At 69.5% G+C, this 12,015-nt stretch carries 11 protein-coding genes; 5 read left to right on the top strand and 6 right to left on the bottom strand.

The genetic code is table 11. From position 1 onward, the window contains the following. Positions 1 to 16: 16 nt before the first annotated feature. The 3 genes from JWS13_RS37815 to JWS13_RS37805 all read left to right on the top strand — a co-directional run bounded on the left by JWS13_RS37815 (position 17) and on the right by JWS13_RS37805 (position 2,145). Entirely contained in the window at positions 17 to 1,468 is a 1,452-nt protein-coding gene (locus tag JWS13_RS37815; RefSeq protein WP_206010428.1) for a purine-cytosine permease family protein, read from the top strand. Further along, entirely contained in the window at positions 1,461 to 1,868 is a 408-nt protein-coding gene (locus JWS13_RS37810) for a YybH family protein (RefSeq protein ID WP_206010427.1), read from the top strand. The genes JWS13_RS37815 and JWS13_RS37810 overlap by 8 nt, the downstream gene beginning before the upstream one ends. Positions 1,869 to 1,992: 124 nt before the next feature. Next, positions 1,993 to 2,145: a hypothetical protein gene (locus JWS13_RS37805; RefSeq protein ID WP_206010426.1), complete on the top strand. Its 153-nt coding sequence runs from the start codon at positions 1,993 to 1,995 to the stop codon at positions 2,143 to 2,145. Between the two features lie 9 nt (positions 2,146 to 2,154). On the opposite strand, the gene JWS13_RS37800 is transcribed toward JWS13_RS37805, so the two are convergent. From JWS13_RS37800 to JWS13_RS37780, 5 genes are all read right to left on the bottom strand, one after another. Beyond that, positions 2,155 to 3,522: a bifunctional lysylphosphatidylglycerol flippase/synthetase MprF gene (locus JWS13_RS37800; protein WP_206010425.1), complete on the bottom strand. Its 1,368-nt coding sequence runs from the start codon at positions 3,520 to 3,522 to the stop codon at positions 2,155 to 2,157. A gap of 90 nt (positions 3,523 to 3,612) precedes the next feature. Further along, complete coding sequence (locus JWS13_RS37795) at positions 3,613 to 3,951, bottom strand: 4Fe-4S dicluster domain-containing protein (RefSeq protein WP_206010424.1); 339 nt, start codon at positions 3,949 to 3,951, stop codon at positions 3,613 to 3,615. Next, positions 3,948 to 5,543 carry an FAD-dependent oxidoreductase gene (locus JWS13_RS37790; protein ID WP_206010423.1) on the bottom strand — a complete coding sequence of 532 codons (1,596 nt, stop codon included), beginning with the start codon at positions 5,541 to 5,543 and terminating at the stop codon, positions 3,948 to 3,950. The genes JWS13_RS37795 and JWS13_RS37790 overlap by 4 nt, the downstream gene beginning before the upstream one ends. A 156-nt stretch (positions 5,544 to 5,699) precedes the next feature. Further along, positions 5,700 to 6,128 (bottom strand): pyridoxamine 5'-phosphate oxidase family protein, encoded by a 429-nt coding sequence (locus tag JWS13_RS37785; protein WP_206010422.1) that lies wholly within the window; start codon positions 6,126 to 6,128, stop codon positions 5,700 to 5,702. Position 6,129: 1 nt separating this feature from the next. Next, positions 6,130 to 9,042, bottom strand: a complete 2,913-nt coding sequence (locus tag JWS13_RS37780; RefSeq protein ID WP_206010421.1) for an FAD-binding and (Fe-S)-binding domain-containing protein — start codon at positions 9,040 to 9,042, stop codon at positions 6,130 to 6,132. Positions 9,043 to 9,172: 130 nt separating this feature from the next. Here JWS13_RS37780 and JWS13_RS37775 point away from each other — a divergent pair, with 130 nt between their 5' ends. Together JWS13_RS37775 and JWS13_RS37770 are read left to right on the top strand one after the other, a co-directional pair. Further along, positions 9,173 to 9,829: a DUF998 domain-containing protein gene (locus JWS13_RS37775; protein WP_206011896.1), complete on the top strand. Its 657-nt coding sequence runs from the start codon at positions 9,173 to 9,175 to the stop codon at positions 9,827 to 9,829. A 32-nt stretch (positions 9,830 to 9,861) separates the two neighbouring features. Then, entirely contained in the window at positions 9,862 to 10,644 is a 783-nt protein-coding gene (locus tag JWS13_RS37770; protein ID WP_206010420.1) for a DUF427 domain-containing protein, read from the top strand. On the opposite strand, the gene JWS13_RS37765 is transcribed toward JWS13_RS37770, so the two are convergent. Further along, the gene (locus JWS13_RS37765; protein ID WP_206010419.1) at positions 10,641 to 11,936 is read right to left on the bottom strand and encodes an NtaA/DmoA family FMN-dependent monooxygenase; all 1,296 of its coding nucleotides are present in this window, start codon (positions 11,934 to 11,936) and stop codon (positions 10,641 to 10,643) included. The two genes, JWS13_RS37770 and JWS13_RS37765, sit on opposite strands and share 4 nt — an antisense overlap. Between the last annotated feature and the right edge of the window lie 79 nt (positions 11,937 to 12,015).

The raw sequence follows: 12,015 nt of genomic DNA, 5'->3' as shown, positions 1-12,015 counted from the left end.
CCTTCTAGGAGTTTCAGTGACAGATCACTCCGGCGACACCGCCGCGACCCTCGGTGGCACCATCGAGACCCGCTCGATCGACTACGTCCCCGAGGACGAGCGTCACGGCAAGGTCCGCGACCAGGGCCCCTTCTGGTTCGTCGGAAACTTCCAGCCCTTCACGGTGGCCATCGGCTTCGTCGGCCCCGCCCTCGGCCTGTCGCTGGGCTGGACTGTCGTCGCGGGCATTCTCGGCATCTTCTTCGGCACCCTGTTCATGGCGTTCCACGCGTCGCAGGGGCCCGTCCTCGGACTCCCCCAGATGGTGCAGTCGCGCGCGCAGTTCGGGTACCGCGGTGTGGTCCTCGCCCTGATCGGGACGTTGTTCACGTATGTCGGCTTCAACGTCGTCGACGTCGTCATCATCAAGACCGGACTGCACAGCATCTTCGGGTGGAACGCGGCCGTCGTCGCCGTCGTCATCACCGCGGTCGCGACCCTGCTCGCGATCTTCGGCCACGATCTGCTGCACCTGTCGTTCCGTGTGCTGTTCTGGTTGTCGTTGCCGCTGTGGGCCGTTCTCACCTGGGGCGTCGTGTTCGGGCACGCCGGCGGCGACGCGGGCGCCGCGACGGGCGGGTTCACCCTGCTGGCGTTCATCGCGCAGTTCAGCGTGGCGGCCTCCTACAACATCACGTACGCGCCGTACGTGTCGGACTACTCGCGGTACCTGCCGCGCAACACCCGGACGTCGGCGATCGTGTCGGCCGTGTTCCTCGGCGCGTCCGCGTCGCCGGTCTGGCTGATCCCGGTGGGCGCGTGGATGGCCACCCGGCTGGGGGCCACGGATGCGCTCGCCGGCATCCACGACGCGGGCAACTCGGTAGTCCCGTTCCTCGGCAGTGTGCTCGCACTCGTCGCGACGCTCGTGCTGGTGGCCACCATGGGCCTGAACGCGTACAGCGGCATGCTGACCGTGATCACCGGCATCGACTCCTTCCGGAAGGTCACCCCCTCCCGCCGGATCCGGGTGGTGACCGTCCTCGCGCTGGCGGCGATCTGGCTGGTGCTGAGCCTGCTGTTCACCGATTCGACGACCGTCCTGAACACGACGCTGCTCATCATGCTGTACCTCTTGGTGCCGTGGACCGCCGTCAACCTCACCGACTTCTTCTTCGTGCGCCGCGGGCACTACGCCATCACCGACCTGTTCACGCCCGACGGGTTGTACGGCATGTGGTCGTGGCGGGGTATGACCGCCTTCTTCGCCGGCATCGTCGCGTCCGTTCCGTTCATGGTGCTGCCGTTCTACGTCGGGCCGATCGCCGCGGCCCTCGGTGACGTCGACGTCGCGTTCGCGGTCGGACTCGCGGTGTCCGGGATCGCGTACTGGGTCCTGTCCCGGTCGCTCGACCTCGGCACCGAGGAACGGTTCATCGAAGACAGCGAAGCCGCACTGGCACTCGAGGAGACCCACGCACATGGCTGACACGAACACCGACGACCTCCAGCACACGATCGACGCACTGATCCGGGCGTTCGGCGAGCACGACACGACCGCGTACTTCTCCTCGTTCAGCCCGGACGCGACGTTCGTCTTCTACACCCACCCGGTGCCGCTGCCGAGTCGCGACGCCTACCGCGACCTGTGGACCGAATGGGAGTCGGACGGGTTCCGCGTCCTGGCGTGCCGTTCCAGCGAGCAGAACGTCACGTTCCCGTCCCCGGATGTCGCGGTGCTGACGCACCGGGTCGGCACCACCGTGCGCGACTCGTCCGGGACGGTCGAACTCGACGAACGCGAGACGATCATGTTCCGGCACCGCGAAAACTCGGGGTGGATCGCCGTCCACGAGCACCTGTCGCCGCAATCCCACCCGGCCGAATAGCTAGTCGATAGCTGACCTTGCGTGGACCGCGTCACATCAGGACCCCGCCGGGTTGCGGAGTCGACGCCCGGACGGTGTACTCGTGAGTAACCTGCCCGGCTCGGCCTATCGCGAAGGTACACAGATGACGGACGAACGGCCCGCCAAGAACCAGACCCGACCGGACAAGGCGATACGATCGACGCCGAAGGAGGACACCGCGGACGTCTCCAAGACCGATCTCGCGGCCGTCGTCGACGCGCTCACCGCGACGAACGAGAAGAACTTCGACTTCTGAACCGGAGCGTCAGTCCCGTTCCCGGTGCGGCACGAACTCGAACGTCAGGCACGCGAACGCCACGGGCAGCAGGTAGCGGAATCGCAGGAGCACGTAGCGCCGGTTCCCCATCGCATGGAACTTGCCGAGGTACCGGTACAGCGACTCCAGCGCGATCAGTGCGTCGCCCAGGTGCAGGACTCGGCGGAAGAGCCTGGCACCCGCGCCGGGTGTGTCGCGGTCGAGGAGTTCGGGGAACGCCGCGAACGACAGCGAGACGTAGCGCGCGCCGGTCTGCTCGGCGTACCGGATGACGTCGACGGTCATGCGTTCGTCGGTGCCGTTCGGTGCGCCGTCACCGCGCCACGGCACGTCGAGGCTCAGTTCGCGGGCGGAATCGGCGGTGCCGTACCGCTGGAAGGCGACGGCGCGACCGCTCGAATCGCGGGCGATTACGAGAACAACACCGGGGAGTGTGCCGTCCAGCAGGTGGTCGAGGATCATCGAGAATCCGCGGCGCTGATGTCCGGCGCGCGCGTCGTCGACGATGTCGGTCAGTTCCCGGCGTATCGGTTCGTCGAGCGCGGCTTCGGGAACGATCTCGGTGGTCAGCCCGGCGTTGCGGGTGCGCTGCACCGCCTGCCGGAGGTTCCGGAATTTCCGGCCGTGCAGGGTGAAGGATCCGACGTCGATCACCACGTCGCGACCGATCGGGACCGCCGTCAACGGCTTTCGGGTGTCGCCGCCGATCTCCCACAGCCGGGTGACCCGCTCCCCCGCGCCGAGCACCGCGACGCGCCAGCCGCGTTCGGCCGCGAACTCGTCGAATTGGTCGAGGAGCGCGCCGAATTCCAGCGGGTTTCCGATGGGATCGCCGGAGACGACGGCGATCCCGGAGCGGGCCCGGTAGGCGATCGCCGCGGTGCCGGACGCGTTGAAGTAGTACGACTTCGCCGAATTGAGGGCGAACGGCGACAACGGGTCGCCGGTGGTCTGCTGGATCAGCGCGAAGACGCGGGCCCGGTCCTCGGGCTGCGGCACACTGCGCACCGGCAGCATCAGGACGGGCCCGGTGGCCACGAGGAGCAGGAACCCCGGGGTCGAATGTGCGCTCGAATAGGCCACATCCGCGGCGGCCACGATCAGCACCGCCGAGACCGCATGCGTGACGGTGACGGGCCGCCGCAGGTGCAGTCCCCGGGCGACGAGCAGGACGGCGATCCCGGCCGCCACCATCGACGTGCGGACGGGACCCGACCGTCCGGCCATCCACATGAGCACGATCCCGACCACGACCGTGGCGCCGACGAGCGCCATCCGCGCCGCGGGCGATTCGGGCCGGTAGACCCGCAGCCCGGGCACGGTTGTCGGTGTCGATTTCGAATTCTGCACGCGCACCCCTGCACCCGGAAACGACTGTTCCGTACCTCCAATCTAGCGGCTCCGCCGCCCGTGAGTGCGGAAGGAGTCCCTGGACTCGTTACGCACTCACGGGCGAAGCCTGGGCGGCGGCGCACCATGCGGCAGGGACGGCCCGACCGCGGTGAGCGAGCCGGCGGCGCGCCCCTTGCCCCAGCCGAGTTTCTCGCGGTACCGGCCGATGTGGTCCTCCGGGATGCGCTGCCCGTCGACGAGCGGGGTGGACTGCGGGTCGACGTACAGCGCGTCGACCGGGCAGTACGCCTCGCACATGAAGCACGTCTGGCAGTCCGATTGCCGCGCGATCACGGGGATCCCGGTGTCGGTGCGCTCGAACACGTTGGTGGGGCACGCGTCGACGCATTTGTCGCAGCCGATGCACGCGTCGGCCAGCAGCACCTCGATCACGAGGCCACCCGCAACGGCCCGTCGTGCACGGCGGCGGTCGAGGTCCAGACGTCGTCGAGCCCACCGGTGAGGATGTGGTGGTGCTGGGTGGGGTCGAGGTCGGGATAGTCGGCGCGCTTGCTCATTCCGCGGGTCTCGGTCCGCGCGAGCGTCGAGTGGTACATCCACCGGCCCACCGCGGTGATCGCGGCGGCCTGCCGGGCGCGGACCCGCTCGTCGCCGGAGTCGCCGCCGAGGCCGGCGGACAGTGCCGTCCACAGCGACTCCAGTTCGCCCAGCGCACCCTGCACCCGCGTCCCGTCCCGCAGGTAGTTCTTCTCGTACGGGATGAGTTCGGCCTGCGCGGCCGCGACGACGGCGGACGCCTCCAGCCCCGGCCGCCGCGTCGGACGCAACCCGGCCCGGCCGGCGGGGCGCAGTTCGCCCGCCGCGACCCGACGTTCGGTTCGCGCAAACCGAGCGGCCCCGGTCCCGGCCCAGCTGCCGGATGACATCGCCCACGCCGAGTTGTGGCTGCCGCCGCCGGTGAAGCCGCCGCAGATGCGTTCCCGGGTGGCGGCGTCCCCCGCGGCGAACAGTCCGGGCACCGAGGTGGCGCAGGTGTCGTCGACCACCTCGATGCCACCGGTTCCGCGGACCGTGCCCTCGGCGAGCATGCTGACCTCGAAACGGTCGGTGAACGGGTTGATCCCGCGACGGTCGAACTGCAGGAAGAAGTTCGGCTGGCCGAGCCGCATCTGGCGCTGCACCTCGTCGTCGGCGCGGTCGAGCTGGGCGAACACCGGTTCGGACAGCAGCGTTTTCGCGATCACCGACCGCCCCTTGGTGGAGCCGGCGCCCTCGAGGACGCTGCCGTCGGCGTGGAAGAACGTGGCGTAGCCGTAGTAGGCGGTCTTGGTGATGGTGGAGTTGGCGGGGACGATCGCGTAGGCGTTGGAGAATTCCATGCCGGAGAACGTGGCACCTACCTCGGCGGCCATCAGCGCGCCGTCGCCGGTGTCGACGTTCGTGCCGAGCGCGCGGGACAGGAACGCACAACCGCCGCTCGCGATCACGACGGCGCCCGCGCTGATCCGGTAGTCGCGGTCGTCGTGGCGCTGGTAGCCCGCCGCACCGCGCACCCGGCCGTCGGTGTCGACGAGCAGTTCCAGGGCCGGTGAGTGGTCGAGAATCCGGACGCCCGCCTTCTTGACCCACGCGCGCATGCGTCGCATGTATTCGGGCCCTTGGAGTCCGGTGCGGATCTGCCTGCCGGTGTCGGGGTCGACCGGGAACGGGTACCGGCCCTCCTCGGCGAGCAGGTTCATGTTCGCGTACGTCTGGTCGAGGACGCGGTCCATCCAGTGGTGGTCGGCGAGGTGGCCGCCGAGTGCTTCGCGGCTGGCCTTGGCCTTCGCCCGCGCGGACGGGTCGGGGTCGACGTACCAGACGCCGGTGCCCGAAGGCGCGGTGGCGCCGCTGGTTCCGCAGTACCCCTTGTCGACGAGGACGACGTCCGCCCCGGCTTGGCGTGCGCGGAGGGCGGCCCACGTTCCGGCGGGGCCGCCGCCGATGACGAGGACGTCGGTGCTCAGGTCGAGAAGTTCGGTCATGAAGGGCGCTCCTGTCGAGGCGGAACAACTGCCCTTCGACGCTTCCGCACTTCGGGCCGCCCCGCCATCATCAGAATCACCGTGAACCGAACGTAGGCGGCTCCGCCGCCCGTGCGTGGTTAGCGAGTCCAGGCACTCGTCAACCACGCACGGGTGCTACGCGCCTTTGCCGTAGTCGACGCTCAGCCAGTGCTCCGGCCGCATGCGGATGATGATCGCGTTGTCGTCGTACGCCTGTTCCACGAACGGGTCGACCTCGTCGGCGGGCAGGTAGCGGGCGGCGAGTCCGCGGATGTCGTCGGCGGTGGGTGATTCGTCGAACTCCGCCGGACCTTCGACGCTGACGTACCGGTACGGCGGCTTCTCGTGCTGGGCGACGAGGCTGAAGCGGCCTGCGGCGCGGATCAGCCGCTCCTTCAGTGAGCCGCGGCCGGTCCAGACGAACGGTTGGCCGCCGGGTTCGTAGCCGTACCAGATGGGCACGGCGAGCGGGGCGCGTCCGTCGCGGTCGACGGCGATCACCCCCACGTGCACGTCGGCGAGGAACTTCTGACGGTCGTCACTGGTCATCGACAACTGCGACATTTCAGTCTCCGCTCTGGTGATCGGGTTTCGATGGTGGTGCGGGGTCGAGCAGTTGGGCGAGGTGTTTCGACGATCGGTTCGGGTCGAGTTGCCGCACCTGCATGTGGCAGCTGAATCCGTCCGTCAGTATTACTGCGTCTTCGGGACTCTCGCGCAGGGCGGGCGCGAGCGCCTGCTCCGCGACCTGCATGCTGAGGTCGTAGTGGTCGGCCTCGAATCCGAAGTTTCCTGCGACGCCGCAGCATCCGGTGGCTTCCCGCACGCGCGGCACCCCGACGGCCTGGAGTGCCTTGCGCTGGGCCGCCGCGCCGAACACCGCGTATTCGTGGCAGTGGGTCTGCACAGTGACGTCTTCGGGCACCGGGACGCTCGGGCTCCATCCGGCCTCGGTGCGTTCGAGCACCGCGCCGGCGAAGCTGCGGATGCGGGCGGCGACGCGGCGTGCGGCGTCGGTGTGGACGAGTTCGGGTAGGTCCTTGCGGAATGCGGCCGCGCAACTCGGTTCGAGGACGACGATGGGCCGGTCGGTGCCGTCGTCGAGGAGTTCGGCGGCTCTGGTGAGGGTCTTGGTGGCCTGCTTGAGCTGTCCGGTGGAGATCCAGGTGAGCCCGCAGCACACGTCGCTCCGGCACTGCGAGCTCAGGCCGGCGTCGGCGAGCACCCGCGACGCGGCCCCGACCACCTCGGGGCGGAACCCGCGCGTGAACGTGTCGGCGAGCACCACGACGTCCGCGGTGCCGTCCCGCGACGTCTCCCCCACCTCGCGGCGGATCTGCTTGCGGGACGCGAACTCCGGCATCGACCGGTGCGGGGTGAGACCACCCAGCTTGGCCGCGACCTTCGCGAGCCGGCCGGCGGTCAGCCGATTCACCACGGGCGCCGAGCGTTCCGCGACCTTCAGCCACACCGGCAGCCAGCCGAGGGAGTAGTGCGACAGCGGACGCACCCGGCCACGGTAGTGGTGGTCGAGGAACTCGGACTTGTACGTGGCCATGTCGACGCCGACGGGGCAGTCGGTGGAGCAGGCCTTGCAGGACAGGCACAGGTCGAGGGATTCCTTGACGTCCTCGGACCGCCAGCCGTCGGCGACGGTCGGCGAGTTGCGCACCATCTCCTGCAGGGCGCGGGCCCGGCCGCGGGTGGAGTCCTTCTCGTCGCCGGTGGCGCGGTAGCTGGGGCACATCACCCCGCCGGTCGAGGCGCGGCAGCGGCCCACGCCGATGCACCCCTGGACGGCGTGGACGAACGGTGCGACGGGGACGTCGCTGGTGGGGGTGAGGTCGAAACTGGTCTGCCACGCCCGCGGATTCACGCCGTCGAGGGCGAGGCTGCCGAGCAGCGGTTCGGGTTCGACGATGCTGCCGGGGTTCAGCACGGCCGCCGGATCCCAGAGCCGTTTGAACGTGGCGAACGCCGCCATCATGGTGGGGGTGTACATCATCGGCAGCAGCGCCGACCGGGCGCGGCCGTCGCCGTGTTCGCCGGACATCGATCCGCCGAACCGCACGCAGAGTTCGGCGGCGCGGTGGATGAACCGCGACATCACGTCCCGGCCCTCGTCGGTGCGCTGGTCGAAGTTGATGCGGATATGCATGCAGCCGGCGCCGAAGTGCCCGTACATCACGCCGGTGAGGTCGAATTCGGCGAGCAGCGCCTTGATGTCGACGAGGTAGTCGGCCAGCTGGTCGGGTGCGACGGCGGAATCCTCCCAGCCCGTCCAGGATTCGCCGCCCTCGACGAGCCGGGCGGACAGTCCGGCGCCGTCCTCGCGGACCCGCCACAGCGACGCGCGTTCGGCCGGGTCCCCGACGACCCGCGAGTCGACGAGGCGTCCGGCGGCACGCAGCTTCGAGACCAGTTCGGCCCCGCGGAGTTCGACCTCCGCGAGGTCGTCGCCGTCCAGGTCGACGTACAGCCAGGCCTGACCGTCGGGCAGCCCGACGACGGAGTCGGCGCCGCGGAGGTGCCGCATGGTGTCGACGATCGCCGAGTCGATGCCCTCGATGGCGGCGGGTGAATAGTCGAGGATGATCGCGTTGTCGCGGGCCGCGTCCACCAGGTCGTGGTATCCGAGGCACAGCAGCATCGCCGCGGGCGGCACCGGGACCAGCGCCACGGTCGCGGCCACGATCACCGCGCACGTCCCCTCACTGCCTACCAGGGCGCGGGCCACGTCGAAGCCGTTCTCGGGCAACAGGTTCGCCAGGTGAAATCCGGACACCTGACGCGGGATGCGGCCGAGCTCGAGGCGGAAGTCGCCGAGATGTTCCCGCGTCAACTCGTCGAGTCCGGCGGCGATCCGTGCGGCCTCGCCCAAAGCAGCAGTGTCGTCCGGATCGGTGGCCCGTAGCCCGTCGCGGGTGGCGGTCAGCCGGTGCCCGCTCGCGGTCACCAAGTCGAGTGCGACGACGTGATCGGACGTGCGGCCGTAGCGGACGGAGTGGTTGCCGCAGGCGTCGTTGCCGATGGCGCCGCCGACGGTCGCGCGGGACTTGCTGGACGGGTCGGGGGCGAAGGTGAACGCTCCGTCCGTCGCCAGTTGCACGTCCTTCTGCAGGTCGGTCAGCACGATGCCGGGTTCGACGACGGCGGTGCGGGCGGACGCGTCGACGGCCCGCACCCGGTTCATGTGCCGGGAGAAGTCGAGCACCACTCCCCTGCCGATCGCGTTGCCGGCGAGCGAGGTGCCGCCGCCGCGGCTGGTGACGGGGATGCCGCGGTCGGTGCAGGCCCGCACGATCGCCACCACGTCGGCGGGCGTGTGCGGAAACGCCACGGCCAGCGGCGGAACCCGGTAATTGGAGGCGTCGAAGGAGTATTCGGCGCGCCGGCGCGTTCCGGTGTCGAGGTCGATGCCCAGCTCGGCGAGCTCGGCGTGCAGGTCGGCGGCGGGGCGGCGCGTCAGCTCAGCCACGCGCGGCCCTGCCCTCGGAGTCAGCAACCGGAATCGTCGTCAGCGGGCCCATGGCTACATCGTCGAGCCGCCCCCGAAGATTGTCAACAATCCACTCCGTGAGCCGGTACGGTACGGAGGGGTGAGCGTCGTGCGAACGTCCGCACCCGCCCGGCGACCGTTGGCCGTGCGGGTGGGAGGCGCCGCGTGGGTGCTGGTCGCCCTGTATTTCCCCGCGGAGGTCGTGACCGCGCGGGCCTGGCTGCGGCCGTACCGGGTGCGGACGAATTCGATCAGCAATCTGGGCGTCACGGGTTGTGACGGGTCTGCCGCCACCAGGCTCTGCTCGCCGCTGCACGCGATGATCAACAGCGCGTTCGTGCTGACCGGCGTGCTCATCCTCGTGGGGGCGGTGTGCCTGCGCGAGTTCCTCCCGCCCGGCCTCCTCCGACGCGTCGCGCTGGCCCTGTTCGGTGTCGCCGCCGTCAGCGCCGCCCTGACGGGTCTCGTTCCGATCGACGTGGACGCCCACCTCCACCAGGTCGTCGCGACCCCGACGTTCGTCGCGCGCAACGCCGCCGTGCTCGTAGTCGCGGTCGGGCTGTACAAGCGCTGGCGCGTGTTCGCACTGTGGACCGGCCTTTGCGGACTCGTCGGGATTCTCGGAACGGCGGCGATCCTGCTCCCCGGCGCACCGTTCGGCATCACGGAACGCCTCGCGCTTTACCCATTCATCGTGTGGGTCGTGACCGCCGGGTTCAGTGCGCTTCGCGCCCGTGCGTGGGAAACGAGTCCAGAGACTCCTTAACCACTCACGGGCGCGAAGCGCACTATGGAGTGATGTCCACAGCCCTCACGCATGCCGCCGCTACTCAGCAGGTCGCGGAGAACGGCCGCATCTCGATCGAACCCAATCACAAGCGCATCCGGGTGTTCTTCGGCGGTCAACCGGTCGCCGACACCACCCGTTCGGTGTACCTGTTCGAGAAGGGTCACCTGCCCGTCTATTACATTCCCCGCGACGACGTGAACTTCGACTTCCTCGAGCCCGTCGACGCGTCCACCACCTGCCCGTGGAAGGGCAAGGCGCGGTACTGGGATCTCGCCGTCGGCGACCGCCGCGCCGAGCAGTCGGTGTGGGGTTACGACGAGAAACTCGCGGACTCCCTCGACCTCAGCGCTTATGTCGCGTTCTACTGGCACCGGATGGACGCCTGGTACGAGGAGGATCAGCAGGTGTTCGTCCACGCCCGCGACCCGTACGTCCGGGTGGATGTGCTGCCGTCGTCGCGGCACGTGGAGGTCTTCGTCGGCGACACCCTGGTGGCCGACACGGTCCGCCCGCGTCTGCTGTTCGAGACGTCGCTGCCGGTGCGCTACTACGTTCCCCGCATCGACGTGCGGTCCGAGTTCTTCACCGCCTCCGACACCCGGACGTCCTGCCCATACAAGGGGACGGCGTCGTATCTGTCGTTCACCGGGACCGACGGCACCGACCCGGTGGAGGACGCCGCCTGGTTCTACCCGTTCACCACCGCGGAGGCGTCGGGCATCGACGACCACGTCTCGTTCTACCCGGACCGTGTGCGCATCGTCGTCGACGGCACACCGGTGGAGAACTAGCGGACCGGCAGCGGCGGCAGTTCCAGGTTGTCCCGGAACGTGCCGCCCACGTAGTCGTCGCCCACGATTCCGCGTCGCCGCAGTTCGGGCAGCAGGCCGTTGACGACGAAGTCGCGGGTTCGTTCCTCGGCGAGCCCGCCGAGGGAGATGACGTCGAGAACACCGGCATCGTAGCGTTCCTGGACGGCGTCGGCGAGTTGCTCGGGCGTGCCCGCGACCGCCCAGTGGCCGGTGTCCTTGGACGCGATGATCAGTTCGCGCAGTGTCCGCCCGGACGCGGCGAGCCGGCTGAAGATCTCGACCCGGCCCCGGCGGCGGTTCACCGACCCGACGTCGGGCAGCACGTCGGCCGGGATCGGCTTGTCGAGCGGCAGCCCGGACAGGTCGATGTCGCCACCGAACATGTCCTCGAGCCGGATCCGGCCCGCGTCCAGGTCGGTGGCCTCCTCCTGCTCCCGGACCAGCTGCCGCACCTCGTCCTCGGACGCGCCGTAGGTGGCGTGGAACGAACTCATGATCAGGGGCAGCCCGTCGGCGCGGCCGAGTTCGGCGGCCCGCGCCCGGATGCTCTTGGTGTAGGTGACGGCGTCCTCGAGGGTGGGCAGCGACGTGAACACCACCTCGGCGAAGCGAGCGCCGAGTTCCACGCCGGCCGCGGATTGGCCGGCCTGGAACTGCACGGGACGGCGCTGCGGCAGCGGCGGGATGTTGAGCGGACCCTTCACCGTGAAATAGGGGCCCTTGTGGTCGATCGGCCGCACCCGGTCGGCGTCGAGCCGGGTACCCCCGGCACCGTCGGACGTGAGCGCCCCGGGTTCCCAGCTGTCGAACAGTGCGTTGATGACTTCGAGGGATTCCGTTGCCCGGGCGTACCGCTCCTCGGGACTGGGAAGGTCGCGGTCGCTGTAGTTCTCCTCCCCCAGCGATGACGTCACGGCGTTCCAAGCCGCACGTCCGTTGCTCACGTGGTCGAGGGTGCCGAACAGCCGCGCGAGGTTGTATGGGTGGTGGAATGTGGTGGTCACCGTCGCGATCAGCCCGACGTGCGACGTCACGGCGCTCAGCGCAGACAGGAAGATCAGCGGTTCCTGCGCGCCGATCGCGCCCTGCGCCCCGAAGCTCAGTAGGTCGGCGGCGAACAGCGCGTCGAACTTGTTCGCCTCCGCGATCTTCGCGATCTCGATCGAGGAGGCGACGGTCGATTGCTGCGGGTCGATCGCCGCCGCAAAGGTGCTGACGGCGCCGCTGACTCCCGTCACCGTCTTCAGTGGGCGGCGTCGCGCAGTACTCATTCGCCCAGCCTAGGAACGGCGGGGCGGTCGGCCCAGCATTCGGATCAGTCGGATTCTGACCGCCCGTCGCACCGTCCCG

This window comes from Rhodococcus pseudokoreensis, assembly GCF_017068395.1.
In the GTDB taxonomy this organism is placed as follows: Bacteria; Actinomycetota; Actinomycetes; order Mycobacteriales; family Mycobacteriaceae; genus Rhodococcus_F; species Rhodococcus_F pseudokoreensis.
This window is presented reverse-complemented; position numbering and strand designations above follow the sequence as displayed.